15 protein-coding genes are annotated in these 16,313 nt (G+C 71.4%); 5 read left to right on the top strand and 10 right to left on the bottom strand.

Going from position 1 to position 16,313, the window contains the following annotated elements; translation table 11 throughout:
- Window positions 1–83: 83 nt before the first annotated feature.
- The gene (locus NV263_RS21525; protein ID WP_263248387.1) at window positions 84–779 is read left to right on the top strand and encodes an SDR family oxidoreductase; all 696 of its coding nucleotides are present in this window, start codon (window positions 84–86) and stop codon (window positions 777–779) included.
- 28 nt (window positions 780–807) lie between these two features.
- Here the strand turns inward: NV263_RS21525 and pafA are convergent, their stop codons facing one another.
- The 5 genes from pafA to dop all read right to left on the bottom strand — a co-directional run bounded on the left by pafA (window position 808) and on the right by dop (window position 6,043).
- Window positions 808–2,166, bottom strand: coding sequence for a Pup--protein ligase (gene pafA, locus NV263_RS21530; protein WP_263248388.1), 1,359 nt, complete (start codon window positions 2,164–2,166; stop codon window positions 808–810).
- Window positions 2,167–2,356: 190 nt separating this feature from the next.
- Window positions 2,357–3,103, bottom strand: a complete 747-nt coding sequence (gene prcA, locus NV263_RS21535) for a proteasome subunit alpha (protein ID WP_263248389.1) — start codon at window positions 3,101–3,103, stop codon at window positions 2,357–2,359.
- A 67-nt stretch (window positions 3,104–3,170) separates the two neighbouring features.
- Entirely contained in the window at window positions 3,171–4,016 is an 846-nt protein-coding gene (prcB, locus tag NV263_RS21540; protein ID WP_263248391.1) for a proteasome subunit beta, read from the bottom strand.
- 160 nt (window positions 4,017–4,176) lie between these two features.
- The gene (locus tag NV263_RS21545) at window positions 4,177–4,368 is read right to left on the bottom strand and encodes a ubiquitin-like protein Pup (RefSeq protein WP_263248393.1); all 192 of its coding nucleotides are present in this window, start codon (window positions 4,366–4,368) and stop codon (window positions 4,177–4,179) included.
- A gap of 175 nt (window positions 4,369–4,543) precedes the next feature.
- A complete protein-coding gene (dop, locus tag NV263_RS21550; protein ID WP_263248395.1) occupies window positions 4,544–6,043 on the bottom strand; it encodes a depupylase/deamidase Dop in 1,500 nt (499 codons plus the stop codon).
- Between the two features lie 118 nt (window positions 6,044–6,161).
- Here dop and NV263_RS21555 point away from each other — a divergent pair, with 118 nt between their 5' ends.
- Window positions 6,162–6,680: an NUDIX hydrolase gene (locus tag NV263_RS21555; RefSeq protein ID WP_263248397.1), complete on the top strand. Its 519-nt coding sequence runs from the start codon at window positions 6,162–6,164 to the stop codon at window positions 6,678–6,680.
- Between the two features lie 16 nt (window positions 6,681–6,696).
- Here NV263_RS21555 and NV263_RS21560 read toward each other — a convergent pair whose 3' ends face one another.
- Window positions 6,697–7,647, bottom strand: a complete 951-nt coding sequence (locus tag NV263_RS21560; RefSeq protein WP_263248399.1) for an aldo/keto reductase — start codon at window positions 7,645–7,647, stop codon at window positions 6,697–6,699.
- Between the two features lie 90 nt (window positions 7,648–7,737).
- Window positions 7,738–9,531 carry a proteasome ATPase gene (gene arc, locus NV263_RS21565; RefSeq protein WP_263248400.1) on the bottom strand — a complete coding sequence of 598 codons (1,794 nt, stop codon included), beginning with the start codon at window positions 9,529–9,531 and terminating at the stop codon, window positions 7,738–7,740.
- Window positions 9,532–10,061: 530 nt separating this feature from the next.
- Between arc and NV263_RS21570 the strand changes: the two genes are divergently transcribed.
- Window positions 10,062–10,676, top strand: coding sequence for an Rv0361 family membrane protein (locus NV263_RS21570; protein ID WP_263248402.1), 615 nt, complete (start codon window positions 10,062–10,064; stop codon window positions 10,674–10,676).
- Window positions 10,677–10,710: 34 nt separating this feature from the next.
- On the opposite strand, the gene NV263_RS21575 is transcribed toward NV263_RS21570, so the two are convergent.
- Both NV263_RS21575 and NV263_RS21580 read right to left on the bottom strand, forming a co-directional pair.
- Window positions 10,711–11,544: a tRNA (adenine-N1)-methyltransferase gene (locus NV263_RS21575; protein WP_263248404.1), complete on the bottom strand. Its 834-nt coding sequence runs from the start codon at window positions 11,542–11,544 to the stop codon at window positions 10,711–10,713.
- 73 nt (window positions 11,545–11,617) lie between these two features.
- A complete protein-coding gene (locus NV263_RS21580; protein ID WP_263248406.1) occupies window positions 11,618–12,757 on the bottom strand; it encodes a site-2 protease family protein in 1,140 nt (379 codons plus the stop codon).
- Window positions 12,758–12,863: 106 nt separating this feature from the next.
- Here NV263_RS21580 and NV263_RS21585 point away from each other — a divergent pair, with 106 nt between their 5' ends.
- Together NV263_RS21585 and NV263_RS21590 are read left to right on the top strand one after the other, a co-directional pair.
- Complete coding sequence (locus NV263_RS21585; RefSeq protein ID WP_263248407.1) at window positions 12,864–13,733, top strand: RecB family exonuclease; 870 nt, start codon at window positions 12,864–12,866, stop codon at window positions 13,731–13,733.
- Window positions 13,734–13,893: 160 nt separating this feature from the next.
- Window positions 13,894–15,345, top strand: a complete 1,452-nt coding sequence (locus NV263_RS21590; protein WP_263248408.1) for an NF041680 family putative transposase — start codon at window positions 13,894–13,896, stop codon at window positions 15,343–15,345.
- A gap of 84 nt (window positions 15,346–15,429) precedes the next feature.
- Here the strand turns inward: NV263_RS21590 and NV263_RS21595 are convergent, their stop codons facing one another.
- On the bottom strand, window positions 15,430–16,263 hold the full coding sequence (locus NV263_RS21595; RefSeq protein WP_263247972.1) for an IS5 family transposase: 834 nt from the start codon (window positions 16,261–16,263) through the stop codon (window positions 15,430–15,432).
- Between the last annotated feature and the right edge of the window lie 50 nt (window positions 16,264–16,313).

Here is a 16,313-nt window from a genome sequence, read left to right on the forward strand (position 1 = left end):
ACGTTCGCAGGCCGACGTGCCCGCACCCGCCCCGCGCTCACTCGATCGCGCGAGTGGTGCCGGGGCTGGGAGAATCCCGGGTCATGGCTGATCCCGTCATGTTGATCACCGGAGCCTCCCGCGGCATCGGCGCGGCCACCGCCCGCCAGGCCGTCGCCGCCGGGTACCGGGTGGCGCTGGTGGCGCGCTCGACCGACAAGCTCACCCCGCTCGTGGACGACCTCGGTTCCGCGTCCGCGCTGCCGCTGGCCTGCGACGTCGCCGACTGGGACGACGTCAGCGGCGCGGTCCGGCGCACCGAGGAGCACTTCGGCGGGCTCGACGCGGTGTTCGCCAACGCCGGTCTGAGCGTGCCCACGTCGTTCCTGGGCACCGATGGCGCCGACCCCGCGCAGTGGCGCGACATGGTGCTCACGAACGTCCTCGGAGCGGCGCTGACCGCCCGCGCCGCGCTGCCCTCGCTGGCGCGGTCGCGGGGCCACCTGGTGCTGACCGGTTCGGTCGCCGGCCGCCACGTCCGGCCCGGCAACCTGTACTCGGCGACCAAGTGGGCCGTCACCGGCATGGCGCAGAACATCCGCGCCGAGTGCGCCGAGACCGGTGTCCGCGTCACCCTGGTCCAGCCGGGCATGGTCGAGACCGACATGACCGCCCACCGGCAGGACGCCCCCAAGCTGGCGGCGACCGACATCGCCAACGCGGTCATGTACGCGCTGCGCCAGCCCCAGGGCGTCGACGTCAACGAGATCGTCGTCCGCCCGACGGGCCAGCACCTCTGACGCCGCCCCAGGAGGTGGGGCGGGCCCGTCACAGCGAGCCGATCAGGCGTTCCACGCGTTCGTCGACCGCCCGGAACGGGTCCTTGCACAGCACCGTGCGCTGCGCCTGGTCGTTGAGCTTGAGGTGGACCCAGTCGACGGTGAAGTCCCGCCCCGCCGCCTGGGCGGCGGCGATGAAGTCGCCGCGCAGCTTGGCCCGGGTGCTCTGCGGCGGGGTGTCCTTGGCCGCCTCGATCTCGCCGTCCTCGGTGGCGCGGTCCACCAGGTCCTTGCGCTGCAGCATGTCGAACAGGCCCCGGTTGCGCCGGATGTCGTGGTAGGCGAGGTCGAGCTGGGCGATGCGCGGACTGGACAGCTCCAGACCGTGCTTGCTGCGGTAGCGCTCCAGCAGGCGGTGCTTGATCGCCCAGTCGATCTCCCGGTCGATCTTGGAGTAGTCCTGCTCGGCGATCGCCTCCAGCGCCCGGCCCCACAGGTCCAGGATCCGGTCGGTCATCGGGTCCGAACCGCGCCGGTCCACGTGGTCCACCGCCCGGCTGTAGTACTCGCGCTGGATGTCCAGCGCCGACGCCTCCCGGCCGCCCGCGAGCCGGACCGTGCGCCGCCCGGTCAGGTCGTGGCTGATCTCGCGGATCGCGCGGATCGGGTTGTCCAGGCTGAAGTCCCGGAACTGCACGCCGTGCTCGACCATCTCCAGCACCAGGTTGGCCGCGCCGACCTTGAGCAGCGTGGTCACCTCGGACATGTTCGAGTCGCCGACGATGACGTGCAGCCGGCGGTAGCGCTCGGCGTCGGCGTGCGGTTCGTCGCGGGTGTTGATGATCGGCCGCGACCGGGTCGTCGCGCTCGACACGCCCTCCCAGATGTGCTCGGCGCGCTGCGAGAGGCAGTAGACGGCGCCGCGCGGGGTCTGCAGCACCTTCCCGGCCCCGCAGATGAGCTGGCGGGTCACCAGGAACGGCAGCAGCACGTCGGCGATGCGGGAGAACTCCCCGGAACGGCCGACCAGGTAGTTCTCGTGGCAGCCGTACGAGTTGCCCGCCGAGTCGGTGTTGTTCTTGAACAGGAAGATGTCACCGCCGATGCCCTCGTCGGCGAGCCGCCGCTCGGCGTCGATGAGCAGATCCTCCAGGATCCGCTCCCCCGCCTTGTCGTGGGTGACGAGCTGGGTGAGGTCGTCGCACTCGGCCGTGGCGTACTCCGGGTGCGAGCCGACGTCGAGGTAGAGGCGCGCGCCGTTGCGCAGGAAGACGTTCGACGAGCGCCCCCACGACACGACGCGCCGGAACAGGTACCTGGCGACCTCGTCCGGGGAGAGCCGACGCTGCCCGTGGAAGGTGCAGGTGACCCCGAACTCGGTTTCGATGCCGAAGATCCGCCGCTGCATGCCTCCACACTAAGCGCAAATGGCGACGCTCGGCGGTCCGCCGTTCGGGCACGGGTTCGCGCCGTCCCACCTGGCGGGCTCGCACCGCGGACCGCCGCCCGCCTTTCGGGACGAAAGTCCCGCCTTCCCGCGGCATGCGCGGAGGTTCGGCGATTTGCGCGAAATCGCCGAACCCCGGAACGCAGGTGGTTCAGTCCTTCTTGTCGCCGTCCTCGCCGGACTCCGCCTCGCCGGCGCCCTCGCTCCCGGCGCCCGGGAGCAGGGCCCGCAGCGCAGCGCCGCGGACGCGGCGGAAGGTGCGGTGCGGCCGGTCGCGCTCCAGGACCGCGACCTCCAGCTGGTCCGCGGCGAGTTCCCGGCTGCCCTCACCGCCGGAGGACAGCGCCCGGATCGCCAGCTGGGCGGCGTCGGCGAGCTCCAGCCCGTCGCTGAAGGAGTCCTTGAGCGTGCTGGTGATCGCGTCGGCCTGCCCGCCCATCACCACGTACTGCGGTTCGTCGACGATCGAGCCGTCGTAGGTCAGCCGGTACAGCTGGTCGCCGTCGGCGGTCCACCCGACCTCGGCCACGCAGATCTCCACCTCGAACGGCTTGATCTGCTCGGTGAAGATCGCACCCAGGTGCTGGGCGTAGGTGTTGGCCAGCGACCGGCCGGTGACGTCGCGGCGGTCGTAGGAGTAACCGCGCACGTCGGCGATGCGCACCCCGGCCACCCGCAGCGCCTCGAACTCGCTGTAGCGCCCCACCGCGGCGAAGCCGATCCGGTCGTAGATCTCGGACACCTTGTGCAGCGTGGGCGACGGGTTCTCGGCCACGAACAGCACGCCCCCGGCGTACTTGAGCACCACCACGCTGCGCCCCCGGGCGATGCCCTTGCGGGCCAGCTCGGAGCGCTCCCGCATCAGCTGCTCGGGAGAGGTGTAGAACGGCATCGTCACGGCTGTGCACTCCTGGATCGAATCGTCTCGCCCGTGGCGAAGTGGCTGGTGGGGCGGGAACCGGGCGTCAGCCGCCCGGGTTCTCCAAGCGACCGTTGACGACCTGCTCGGCGACGGCGGCCGCCTCCTCCTCGGACATCCGCACGGCACCGTCGGAGCCGGTGATGGAGATGATCGACGGGAAGATGCGGCGGGACAGGTCCGGACCGCCGGTGGCGGTGTCGTCGTCGGCGGCGTCGTAGAGCGCCTCGACCGCGGACCGCACCGCGGTGTCGCGGTCGGCGTCCGGGTCGTACCGCTTCTTCAGCGCCGACTTCGCGAACAGCGAACCGGAGCCCACCGCGTGGTAGCCGCCGACCTCGTTGTACCGGCCGCCGGTGATGTCGTAGGAGATGATCCGCCCCGCCCGGTCCGGGTCGTCGGCGTCGACGTCGAACCCGGCGAACAGCGGCACCACCGCCAGCCCCTGCATGGCCGCGCCGAGGTTCCCGCGCAGCATCTGGGCGAGCTTGTTCGCCTTGCCGTCCAGGGACAGCGGCACGCCTTCGAGCTTCTCGTAGTGCTCCAGCTCCACCGCGTACAGCCGCACCATCTCCAGCGCGATGCCCGCGGTGCCCGCGATGCCCACGGCCGAGTAGGAGTCGGTGACGTAGAGCTTGTCCATGTCCCGCTGGGCGATCAGGTTGCCCATGGTGGCGCGGCGGTCACCCGCCAGCAGCACACCACCGCGGAAGGCGACCGCGACGATCGTGGTCCCGTGCGGGGCCTCCACGACGCCCTCGGGCAGTTCCCGGTTGCCGGGAAGCAGCTCGGGAGCGGCGACGCGGAGGAAGTCGGTGAACGACGACGACCCCGGGGTGAGGTAAGCGGGGGGCATGGCCTGGCCCGGGAACCGGGCCGAGGTGGGTTCCATCGGCGACATCGTCTCCTGCTCGTTGCGTTCCTCTCCAGCCGGCGGCTGGGGCCACGTCAGACAGCACTCTAATCATGATCCGCCCGCACCGAACAGCGCCGGGCCGGTGCTGACCGGCCCGGCCCCTCGGCATCGCGCGGATCACGTCCGCGTCGTCGGCCTACTGCCCACCCTTCTGCACGTAGGCGCGCACGAAGTCCTCGGCGTTCTCCTCCAGGACGTCGTCGATCTCGTCCAGGATGGCGTCGACGTCCTCGCCGAGCTTCTCGCGGCGTTCCTGACCAGCGGCCTCGGGACCCTGCTCCTCGTCGCCGTCCCCACCGCCGTGCCGGTGAACCTTCTCCTGGGACATCTTGCCTCCCGGTGGTTGCCGTTCCGGGGCGTTCCCGGCAGCGGGAACACCCCTGCTGTGAACACTACCCATGCGACCACCCGTTCGCCCACAGCCACACGGGCGCTCTTTCGATCTTCACCACCCGCCTGACGTGCACGAAGCGTGACTCCCGGCGCCGACCGGGACCGGCGGTTCAGCCCTTGGTCAGCGAGTCCACCAGTTCCTCGGCGCTGGCCGCGGCCTCCAGCAGTTCGCCGACGTGCGCCCGGGTGCCGCGCAGCGGCTCCAGCGTCGGGATGCGCACCAGCGACTCGCGACCCAGGTCGAAGATCACCGAGTCCCACGAGGCGGCGGCCACCGCCGCCGGGTAGCGCTCCAGGCACCGGCCGCGGAAGTACGCGCGGGTGTCCTCCGGCGGGGTGGTCACCGCTGCGCGCACCTCCTCCTCGTCCACCAGGCGCTTCATCGAGCCGCGGGCGACCAGGCGGTTGTACAGGCCCTTGCCCAGCCGCACGTCGGAGTACTGCAGGTCGATCATGTGCAGTCGCGGCGAGGCCCAGCCGAGGCTGTCGCGGGTGCGGTAGCTCTCCAGCAGCCGCAGCTTGGCCGGCCAGTCCAGCCGGTCGGAGCAGTCCATCGGGTCGCCGCCGAGCAGGTCGAGCACCTCGCCCCAGGTGTCGAGCACGTCCCGCGCCGAGCGCTCGGCGCCGTGCTCGTCGAGGAACCGGGCGGCCCGTTCGTGGTAGGCGCGCTGGAGGTCCAGGCCGGTGAAGCGGCGCCCGTCGGTGAGCTCCACGGTCTGCTTGAGCGTCGGGTCGTGGCTGATCAGGTGCACCGCCTGCACCGGGTCGGCCAGCCGCAGGTCGTCGAAGCGCAGCCCGGCCTCGATCATGTCCAGCACCAGCGCGGTGCTGCCGAGCTTGAGGTAGGTGGACGTCTCGGCGAGGTTGGCGTCGCCGATGATCACGTGCAGCCGCCGGTACTTGTCGGCGTCGGCGTGCGGCTCGTCGCGGGTGTTGATGATGCCGCGCTTGAGCGTGGTCTCCAGGCCGACCTCGACCTCGATGTAGTCGGCGCGCTGCGACAGCTGGAAGCCGGGCTTCTCCCCCGCCTGCCCGATGCCGACCCGGCCGGAGCCGCACACCACCTGCCGGGACGCGAAGAACGGCGTCAGACCCGCGATGACGGCGGTGAACGGCGTGCTGCGCGCCATCAGGTAGTTCTCGTGGGTGCCGTAACTGGCGCCCTTGCCGTCGACGTTGTTCTTGTACAGCTGGATGGGCGCGGTGCCGGGCACGCTGGCGGCGCGGATCGCGGCCTCCTCCATGACCCGCTCACCGGCCTTGTCCCACACCACGGCGTCGCGCGGATTGGTCACCTCGGGCGCGGAGTACTCCGGGTGCGCGTGGTCGACGTACAGCCGGGCGCCGTTGATGAGGATGACGTTGGCCGCGCCCAGGTCGTCGCCGTCGGAGCCGTTGGTCTGCTGCGCCGCGGTGCTGAGGTCGAAGCCGCGGGCGTCGCGCAGCGGCGACTCCACCTCGTAGTCCCAGCGGGCGCGCCGCGCTCGCGGGATGTCGGCCGCCGCCGCGTAGGCGAGCACGATGTGCGTGGAGGTCAGCACCGGGTTGGCGCTTGAGTCCCCGGGCACGACGATGCCGTACTCCACCTCGGTTCCCATGATCCGCCGCATACCTCGCAGCGTACGGGTTCCGGGCGGTCGAGCGGAGGACCGGAAGCCAGGTGTGACCCAGTCATGTCGCCCGATGCGGCACGCGTGGGTCGCGACGTGCGGGTGCGACGATCGAGGTGTGAACGCGAGTGCGGAGAGGGTGGCGGTGTACGACGCGTCGGGGCGTGTCGTGGGCTCCGCCACGAGAGAGCGGATGCGGCGCGAGGGCCTCTGGCACGCGGCCGCGTCGGTGCTGGTGCGCAGCCCCGACGGCGGGTCGGTGTACGTGCACCGCCGCACCGAGGACAAGGACGTCTACCCCGGCGCGCATGACTGCTGGGCGGGCGGCGTGGTGGCCGCGGGCGAGGACCCCGACGACGCGGCGGTCCGGGAACTCGCCGAGGAACTCGGCGTCCGCGGCGCCCCGGTCCGCTTCCTGTTCCGCTCGGTCCACGAGCACGGCTCGGTCCGCTTCCACGGCTTCCTCTACGAGGTCCGCTGGGACGGCCCGATCGTCCACCAGCCCGAGGAGGTCGCCGAGGGCTGGTGGATGCCGCTGTCCGAACTCCGCAGCAGGCTGTCCGACCCGACGTGGTCGTTCGTCCCGGACGGCCGCCAGTTCGTCCAGGAATGGTTCACCCGCTACGGCGACGTCTGACTGATGTCGCGCGCGGTCAGTGCCAGGGCAGGGCCGCCCGGTCGCCCCAGTAGGTGGCGGCGTCGCGGGCCAGCGGCCGCAGGGCCGCGCGGTCGTCGTCGGTGAGCTCGACCCGGCAGGCCGCGAGGTTGGACCTGAGCTGCTCGACGCTGGCCGGACCGAGCAGCACCACGTCCGCCCACGGCTGGTCGAGGGCGTGGGCCAGCGCGATGGCGTCCGGGCCGACGCCGTGGCGGTGCGCCAGGTCGTGCACCGTCCGGGGCGGGTCCACCGCGAGCCGCCCGTTGGCCAGCGTCTCCTTCACCAGCACCCGCCAGCCGCCGGTGTGCACCTCCGCCAGCGCGCGGCCCGCGGAGGGCTCCAGGGAGTTCCACGTGGACTGCACGGCGCTGAACAGCTGCCGCCCGCCGACCTCGACCTCCCAGGCCCGCTCGATCGTCTCCGCCTGCGCCGCACCGCTGGTGGAGAACCCGATCGCCACTCCTGAGTCGCGGATGCGGGCGAGTTCGTACTGCAGCGCCAGGTCGTCGAACAGCGGGCTGGTCGCGGTCAGCGAGTGCACCTGGTACAGGTCGACGCGGTCGCCGAGCAGCGTGCGGGTCTCCGCCCACTGGCTGCGCAGCCGCTCCACCGAGTGCTCCTTGATCTCGTGCACCTCGGTCTCGATGCGCCACTGCGCGACGTAGGCGTAGCCCCACTTGCTGGAGACCGTGACGTCCTCGTGGCCCCGCTCGCGCAGCCAGTCGGCGAGGAACTGCTCCGCGCTGCCGTAGGAGCGGGCGGCGTCCACCCAGCGGATCCCGCCCGCGTAGGCGGCGTCGAGGACCGCGCGGGTGCGCTCCCGCATCGCGTGCGCGGTGCGCTGGGTGGGCAGCACGTGGGCGCGACCGACGTTGATGTAGGCCGGGCGGCCGAGCGCCGCGAGGCCGAGTCCGAGGCGGCGCAGCGGCTGTTGCGAGGGGATCATGCCCGCAACCTAACCCCTGCCGCCGGGGATCGACACTCGACGCGAACGGGGCCACCGCCCGCGGGCGGTGGCCCCGTTCCGATCAGGCCGTCACAGGTACTGACCGGTGTTGGTCGCCGTGTCGATGGCCCGGCCGGACTCCTGGTTCTTGCCGCTGACCAGGGTGCGGATGTAGACGATCCGCTCGCCCTTCTTGCCCGAGATGCGGGCCCAGTCGTCCGGGTTGGTCGTGTTGGGCAGGTCCTCGTTCTCGGCGAACTCGTCGATGATGGCGTCCTGCAGGTGCTGCACCCGCAGGCCCGGCTGACCGGTGTCCAGCACCGACTTGATCGCCGCCTTCTTGGCCCGGTCCACGATGTTCTGGATCATCGCGCCGGAGTTGAAGTCCTTGAAGTACAGGACTTCCTTGTCCCCGTTGGCGTAGGTGACCTCCAGGAACCGGTTCTCCTCGGTCTCGGCGTACATGCGCTCGACCGTGGCCTGGATCATCGCGTCCACGCACGCGGTCTTGTCGCCGCCGAACTCCTTGACGTCCTCCTCGTGGATCGGCAGGTCCCCGGTGAGGTACTTGGAGAAGATGTCCTTGGCCGATTCGGCGTCCGGCCGCTCGATCTTGATCTTCACGTCGAGCCTGCCGGGTCGCAGGATCGCCGGGTCGATCATGTCCTCGCGGTTGGACGCGCCGATGACGATGACGTTCTCCAGGCCCTCGACACCGTCGATCTCGCTGAGCAGCTGCGGCACGATCGTGGTCTCCACGTCGGAGGACACGCCGCTGCCGCGGGTCCGGAAGATCGAGTCCATCTCGTCGAAGAACACGATCACCGGGGTCCCCTCGGACGCCTTCTCCCGGGCCCGCTGGAAGATCAGGCGGATGTGCCGCTCGGTCTCGCCGACGAACTTGTTGAGCAGCTCGGGGCCCTTGATGTTCAGGAAGTACGACTTGGCCTGGCCGTCGTCGTCACCCCGCGCCGCGGCCACCTGCTTGGCCAGCGAGTTGGCCACCGCCTTGGCGATCAGCGTCTTCCCGCAGCCGGGCGGCCCGTAGAGCAGCACGCCCTTGGGCGGGCGCAGCTGGTACTGCACGTACAGGTCGGCGTGCAGGAACGGCAGCTCCACCGCGTCCCGGATCTGCTCGATCTGGTTGGCCAGACCGCCGATGTCGTGGTAGCCGACGTCCGGGACCTCCTCCAGCACGAGGTCCTCGACCTCGGCCTTGGGCACCACGTCGTAGGCGTAGCCCGCCTTGCTGTCGACCAGCACCGAGTCACCGGCCTTGAGCCCGGACTCCACCAGCGGTTCGGTGAGCCACACGACGCGTTCCTCGTCGGTGTGCCCCAGCACCAGCGCACGCGGGCTGGTGTCGCCCGACACGCTCGGCAGGATCTCCCGGAAGGTGCACACCTCACCGGTCTGCTCGAACGCACCCGCCTCGACCACCGTCAGGGCCTCGTTGAGGCGCACCGACTGGCCCAGTCTGAGGTCGTCGATCTCGACGTTCGGGGACACGGCGACCCGCATCTTGCGCCCGGACGTGAACACGTCGACCGTGCCGTCCTCGTAGCGGGCGAGGAACACCCCGTAGCCGCTCGGGGGCTGGGCGAGTCGGTCGACCTCCTCGCGCAGCGCCGTCAGCTGGCTGCGCGCTTCCTTCAGGGTCTCGGTGAGTTTGGCGTTCCGTTCGGTGAGCTGGCTCACTCTCTCGGATGCCTCGGCCAGCCGCTTTTCCAGCAACCGGACCTGCTGGGGGGACTCGTTGAGCCTGCGACGCAGCAGCGCCACCTCGTCCTCCAGGAGACGAATCTGGCTGCGGAGCTCCGCGTTGCCGCCGCTGTACTGCTCGCCGCCCTCCTCAGGCCGGCTGCCGGGACGGTCGTGCTGCATGTCGGCACCCTCCTCCCGTGCTCGTACCACCACGGTACCGGCGATCACCGACGACGGCGGCGTCGTGATTGCCCGCCGGATCGCCCAGCGTGCCACAAAAATCCGGGATTCCCCATGAAGTGCGCCATGTTGGTCCGCGGGGTCCGCCGCGCCCGCTCCCCGGGCGGCCACGGTCCGTCGACGATCATGGTCCGTTCGATACGTTGCGCGTTCGGCGGCCGGTCGCCGCGGCAGCGCGCCGACCGGCGTTCTTCGCCGTTGCGCCACGTCGCGGGCGACGGGGCACCGGCATCCGGGTTAACGGTTGCGGCATCCGGGTGGCGTTGCGGTGAACGACACCGGCCGCGTGCCGCACCGCTCCCACCATCCGGGACCGCGGGACGTGCGACCCGCGGTGGTGACGATTCGGTGGCGAAAGCTCCCACTCCACGCACCCCGTCCAGCGCGCTCTGATCTACTTACGCCCGCCGTTGCAACCGACCGCGCCGCCCGGCGGCGCCCGCAAGCCACACCTCTCGGGGGAGGAGTTCATGACCTATCCGCCGCAACAACCCGGTCCGGGCGGGTGGGGCCAGCAGCCCGCTGGCAACGGGTTCCCGCAGCAGGTGCCGCCGGAAACGCAGCTGCCGCAGCAGCAGCCCGCCTGGTACGGCAACCAGCACGCCGGTTTCGGCCAGCCGCAGCCCGCGCCGGTCGCCCCGCAGTGGGGCGGGTGGGAACCCGGCTTCGGCGACGTCGCACCGCCCAAGCCGAAGAAATCGCGCAAGCCCTGGCTGATCGGCGGTGCGGTGGTCGTGGTGCTGGCCGCGGTGATCGGCGGCGGTGCCTACGCCTTCCTCGGCACCGGGCCCGGCGAGGCCCGGCCGGTCGCGCAGCAGGTCGTGGACCGGGTGAACGCGCACGACTTCGCCGGGCTCGGGCCGTACCTGTGCCAGTCCAACCGCCGACAGCTGGACAGCCAGCTCAAACTGCTCGAAGCCGGGACCTTCGAGGTGCGGCTGGGCGAGGTCGCCGAGCACGGCGAGCGGGCCAGCGCCGTGCTGTCCGGCACCTACGAGATGGGCGGGGCGACCCACCCGGTCGACCAGACGATGGGTCTGACCGTCGAGGACGGCGCCTGGAAGGTCTGCCAGCTCGGCCAGTGATCCGGGTGGCCCGCCGCGGCGGGCCACCCGGCCGTCAACCCCGGCTGGGGCGGCGCTGCGGGCGCGGCGGCGTGACGCCGTCGGCCAGGCGGCGGGCGGTGAGCAGGAACGCGGTGTGGGCCACCATGCGGTGCTCCGGGCGGACCGCCATGCCCACCACGTGCCACGGGCGCAGCAGCGTCTCCCACGCCTGCGGTTCGGTCCAGTTCTGCTGCTCCCGGATGGCCTCGGTGACGCGGGAGAGCTGCGTCGTGGTCGCCACGTAGACCACCAGCACGCCGCCGGGGACCAGGTTGGCGCGGACGGTGTCCAGCACCTCCCACGGCGCGAGCATGTCCAGGACCACGCGGTCGACCGGACCGCCGTCGTAGTCCTGCACGTCGCCGACGTGCAGCGCCCAGTTGCCGGGTTTCTCGCCGAAGAAGCGCTCCACGTTGCGCTCGGCGTGCTCGGCGTGGTCCTCGCGGACCTCGAAGGAGGTCACGCTGCCCTCGGGACCGACCGCGCGCAGCAGCGAGCAGCTCAGCGCGCCGGAACCGGCCCCGGCCTCCAGCACCCGGGCGCCGGGCCGGATGTCGCCCCACATCAGGATCTGCGCGGCGTCCTTGGGGTAGATGACCTGGGCACCGCGCGGCATGGACAGCACGTAGTCGGCCAGCAGCGGGCGCAGCGCCAGGAAGGACGTGCCCCCGGTGGAGGTGACCACCGAGCCCTCCGGCCGGCCGATGAGGTCGTCGTGCGGCAGCGCACCGCGATGGGTGTGGTACTCCCCGCCGGGCTGCAGGACGATCGTGTACCGCCGCCCCTTGGGGTCGGTCAACTGGACCCGGTCGCCGGGCCGGAACTCACCGCTGACGGTGCTGCTCACCTTGCTCCCATCCTCCTGACGTCACGGCGCCGCCCAGCGGCGCGGCGCACCATCGTCGCAGAGGGGCACGGGGTCAGCGGTGGGGCCTGCCGCGCATCGCCTCGCGCAGGTCCTCGCGGCGCAGCACCCCGCTGGGCCGACCGTCGGCGTCGACGACGAGGAACTGCCAGGCCAGCACCGCGCGGACCCGGTCGAGCACCTCGTCCGGCGATTCGCTGTCCAGCAGGATCGTCTCCGCGGCGACCGGTTCGGCGGCGCGCTCGGCGGGTTCGTGCGGGGCGCGGGTGGCCAGCCGCTCGGCGGCGGTCTGGTCGAGCAGGCCGACCGCGATGCCGTCGGCGCGCACCAGCACCACGCCGCGCCCGGCGGCGGCGAGCAGCGCGTCGCCGACCGGGCTCTCCGCGGGCAGTTGCAGCACCGGCCGCACCAGGTCGCGCAGCGCCAGCCCGTCCGGCCAGCGCCTGCGCTGCTCGGCGGCGTGCTCGGCACCGGCCCCGGCGATCACGAACCACGACATCAGCACGCACACGCCGAGCCGCAGCCACTGGTCCGGGGCGTCGCGCAGCAGGCCGACCAGCGCCCAGGCGATCAGGCACGCGGCGACCACCCCCGCCCCCACCACCCCTGCGGTGGTGCCGGTGGCCCGGCGGCCGGTGACCGACCAGGTCGCCGCCCGCAGCATCCGACCGCCGTCCAGCGGCAGACCGGGCAGCAGGTTGAACACCGCGACGGCGAGGTTCGCCACGCACGTCTGCGCCACGAGCAGCCAGATCGCGCCGACCGGGGCGAGCGCGAACCAGCCGACCCCGGTAGCCGCGGCCAGCGCGATCGACACCGCCGGTCCGGCGGCGGCGACCACGCCCTCCTGCGCCGGTTTCACGGGCGTGCGCGAGACCTCGGAGATCCCCCCGAGCAGGAACAGCCGCACCCGCCGCACCGGCAGGCCGAGCCGCAGCGCGACCAGGCAGTGCCCGAGCTCGTGCAACAGCACCGACACGGCCAGCAGCACGGTGAACACCGCGGCGATCAGCGCGCTCTCCCACACCCCGGCGCCCGGCAGGATGCGTCCCACCAGCGGCGTGTAGAGCAGCACGATCAGCACCGCGCCCAACCACCACGACGGGGACAGCAGCACCGGTACCCCGGCCACGCGGCACAGGAGCAGTCCCCCGTCGTGCGGGCCGGCCCGGCTCGGCGAAGCAGTGGTCGGCATGGGCGCAGAGTAGACCCCCGCGCGTGAGGTCGTGTTCAAGGAAGGGCACCGGCGCGCGGCTGGTGGTGCCCGGAGCTGTCGGGCGGGTCGTCTAGGGTCTGGGCCCATGGTCGAACCGGTAGCGGCAGGTCAGGAACGCAGGCGTCCCGCGTTGTCCCCGTCGCGGGCGAGCGACTTCAAGCAGTGCCCGCTGCTCTACCGGTTCCGGGCCGTGGACCGGTTGCCGGAGACGCCGACGCGCGCGCAGGTGCGCGGGACCGTGGTGCACTCCGTGCTGGAGCGGCTGTTCGGCCTGCCGGTCTCCGAGCGGGCCCCGGGCCAGGCGCGCGACCTGCTGCTGCCCGCGTGGAAGGACCTGCTGGCCGACCAGCCCGAGCTCGGCGAGCTGTTCGACGGCCCCGACGATCCGGAGCTGGCGCGCTGGCTGGAGTCGGCGAACGCGCTGCTGGACGCCTACTTCGAGCTGGAGGACCCGCGGCGGTTGCAGCCGGAGGCGTGCGAGCTGCGCGTGGAGACCGAATTGGACTCCGGGGTGCTGCTGCGCGGCTTCATCGACCGGGTGGACGTGGCGCCCACCGGCGAGATCCGGCTCGTGGACTACAAGACCGGCGCCGCGCCGCGCGAGATCGGCGAGGCCAAGGCCCTGTTCCAGATGAAGTTCTACGCCCTGGTGCTGTGGCGCACCCGCGGCGAGGTGCCGCGCCAGCTGCTGCTGATGTACCTGGCGGACAAGCAGTCGCTGGCCTACGCGCCGGACGAGGCGGAGCTGCGGCGCTTCGAACGCACCCTGGAGGCGATCTGGCAGGCCATCCTGCGCGCGGGCCGCACCGGGGACTTCCGCCCCAACCCCAGCAGGTTGTGCGACTTCTGCGACCACAAACCGCGCTGCCCGGCGCACGGCGGCACCCCGCCGCCGTACCCGGGCTGGCCCGAACCCGACCCCGGGCCGGAGTCCGCTTTGGACCGCGCGGACTGAGCTGCTGTGGGGCGGTGGTCGGGTGACGGGCGGGCCGCTGAGCTTGAGTTTTAACCTCTACCGCTGGTAGCAGGGGCCCGGTTGATCATGAAAGCAGCCCTTGGTTGATCATTCCTCTTGCCACAGACAGAAGATCAACCCAAGGGCTGCGATGGTCAGTGTGCATGATCCCGATCGCGAAGCTGCGCTCGGGGAGTTGGTCAGGTTCCGCCAGGAGTTCTATGCGTGTCTGACCGCGCGGGCGGATGCGTTGTTCGAGCTGGCCGAGGCGGTGTTGTGCACCGATGGCCCGGTGCGGTCGTTGGTGGGGTTGTCGCTGGCGCCGGAGCACCGGCGCGGGCACGGCGCGTTGTATGACGCGATGAACTGCGGCCGGATCGACATCGAGCGGTTGCGGACGACACTGGCGGGTCTGCCGCTGCCCCGAGCGGCCGACGGGCGGCTGGTGCTGGCGGTGGATGTGTCCCCCTGGGTGCGGCCCGATGCCAATACCTCCCCGGACCGCTCGTTCTGTCACACCTACGGTCGCGGCAGAGACCAGCATCTGATGATCCCCGGCTGGCCGTACTCGATCGTCGCCGCGCTGGAGGCCGGCCGCACGTCGTGGACCGCGCTGCTGGACGCCATCCGGCTGCAGCCGGGCTGCGATGTCGCGGCGGTGACCACGGTGCAGATCCGCCAGGTCGTCGAGCGGCTCATCGCAGCCGGCCACTGGCAGCCCGGCGATCCGGAGATTCTGGTGGTGCTGGATGCGGGGTATGACGCCCCGCGCGTCGCCCACCTGCTGGGTGGGCTGCCGGTGCAGATTCTCGGCCGGATGCGTTCAGACCGCGTCCTGCGCAGGCCCGCTCCGGCCCGAATGCCCGGCGCGCGCGGTCGGCCTGCCCGACACGGCGGCGAATTCATCTTCCGTGACCCGGCTTCCTGGGGCGACGAACACGTCATCACCCGCACCCCCACCCGGCTCTACGGCACCGCCACCGCACAAGCCTGGAACCGACTCCATCCCCGCCTGACCAGCCGCGCCGCCTGGACCGGACACCAGGGTCCACTGCCGATCATCGAAGGCACCCTCATCAGGCTCACCGTCGATCGCCTTCCCAGTGGCGGCCAAGCCAAACCGGTGTGGCTGTGGTGCTCCGCAATCGACCTGGACGCCGCCGACATCGATCGCTGCTGGCAGGCATTCCTGCGCCGCTTCGACATCGAACACACCTTCCGCCTGTTCAAACAGACCCTCGGCTGGACCGTCCCGAAACTGCGGGACCCCGAAGCCGCCGACCGCTGGACTTGGCTGATCATCACCGCCCACACCCAGCTTCGCCTCGCCCGGCCACTGACCGCCGACCTGCGGCGCCCCTGGGAGAAACCAGCCCCACCCGAGCGACTCACGCCCGCCCGCATCCGGCGGGGTTTTCGGAACCTGCGCACGAAGACCCCCTCGCCAGCGGGCGCACCGAAACCCACCCGGCCCGGCCCGGGACGACCACCCGGCTCAACAAACCACCGCCGCGCCCCACGCCATAACGTCGGACGCATCCTCACCACCGGCGAGGCCTACCAACGCCCCACCCACCACAACAAGGGCACCAAACCCAGACGACAAGGTTAAAAACCAAGCTCAGAGCCTGTCTTCGAACTCCTTTTGCGTAGCGGTGCCGGTAGCGGAACCTCAGTGCCTGTCTTTGATCTTGGGTTAGGTGGTGAGTTGGCGGGTCATGAGGGTGATGGCGGCCCAGTTGATGATGGTTTCGGAGTGGGCGGGGAGGCGTTCGTAGTCGCGGACGGTGCGGCGGGCTTGGGTGATCCAGGACAGGGTGCGTTCGACGACCCAGCGGCGGGCCAGGACGTGGAAGCCGGTTTGTCCGGCGATTTTGCGGACGATGTGCAGGGTGATGCCCAGGGCGGCCTGGGTCCAGGTGGTCAGGCGTCCGCTGTAGTTGCCGTCGGCGAAGACCAGTTCCAGGCGTGGGTGGCGGGTGTGGAGGTAGCGCAGGAGGAGTTCGGCGCCGCGGCGGTCGGTGATGTGGGCGGCGGTCACGGACACGCCCAGCAGCAGGCCGAGGGTGTCGGTGGCGATGTGGCGTTTGCGGCCGTTGATCTTTTTACCGCCGTCGAAACCGCGGGTGTGGCGGCCGACGGTTTCGGCGGCCCGCACCGACTGGGAATCGATGATCCCGGCGCTGGGGGTGCGGTGGCGGTCGGTGCGGGCGCGGACCTGCTCACGCAGCCTGTCGCGCAGGCCCAGGACGATGTTGTCGCGGCTCCAGCGGGTGAAGAACCCGTAGACGGTCTTCCAGGGCGGGAAGTCGGCGGGCAGGGCCCGCCACTTGCAGCCGTTGTCGACGAAGTAGCGGATCGCGTCCACGACATCCCGGCGGGGGTGTTTTTCCGGACGCCCTCCGCTGCAGGTGCGGCAGGCCGGGGCGGGCAGCAGGGGCTCGATCACTGCCCATTCGGCGTCGGTGGTGTCCGAGGGGTAACGGCGGGCACGGGCCGTCGAGCCGGCAGCCGGCGCGGTGGTGTACAAAGCGGATCGGGCCTTTGCTGTGTCGATCTTGATGTGCTGTCACGATCACT

The sequence above is a fragment of the Saccharopolyspora rosea genome, from assembly GCF_025643595.1.
GTDB lineage: Bacteria > Actinomycetota > Actinomycetes > Mycobacteriales > Pseudonocardiaceae > Saccharopolyspora > Saccharopolyspora rosea.

Excerpts from the sequence above, each read along its gene's own strand:
- NV263_RS21580 (WP_263248406.1), bottom strand. The coding sequence starts at position 12,757 with ATGCCGACCACTGCTTCGCCGAGCCGGGCCGGCCCGCACGACGGGGGA.
- NV263_RS21585 (WP_263248407.1), top strand. The coding sequence starts at position 12,864 with ATGGTCGAACCGGTAGCGGCAGGTCAGGAACGCAGGCGTCCCGCGTTG.
- NV263_RS21545 (WP_263248393.1), bottom strand. The coding sequence starts at position 4,368 with ATGTCCCAGGAGAAGGTTCACCGGCACGGCGGTGGGGACGGCGACGAG.
- arc (WP_263248400.1), bottom strand. The coding sequence starts at position 9,531 with ATGCAGCACGACCGTCCCGGCAGCCGGCCTGAGGAGGGCGGCGAGCAG.
- NV263_RS21525 (WP_263248387.1), top strand. The coding sequence starts at position 84 with ATGGCTGATCCCGTCATGTTGATCACCGGAGCCTCCCGCGGCATCGGC.
- NV263_RS21570 (WP_263248402.1), top strand. The coding sequence starts at position 10,062 with ATGACCTATCCGCCGCAACAACCCGGTCCGGGCGGGTGGGGCCAGCAG.
- pafA (WP_263248388.1), bottom strand. The coding sequence starts at position 2,166 with ATGCAGCGGCGGATCTTCGGCATCGAAACCGAGTTCGGGGTCACCTGC.
- prcB (WP_263248391.1), bottom strand. The coding sequence starts at position 4,016 with ATGGAACCCACCTCGGCCCGGTTCCCGGGCCAGGCCATGCCCCCCGCT.
- dop (WP_263248395.1), bottom strand. The coding sequence starts at position 6,043 with ATGCGGCGGATCATGGGAACCGAGGTGGAGTACGGCATCGTCGTGCCC.
- NV263_RS21560 (WP_263248399.1), bottom strand. The coding sequence starts at position 7,647 with ATGATCCCCTCGCAACAGCCGCTGCGCCGCCTCGGACTCGGCCTCGCG.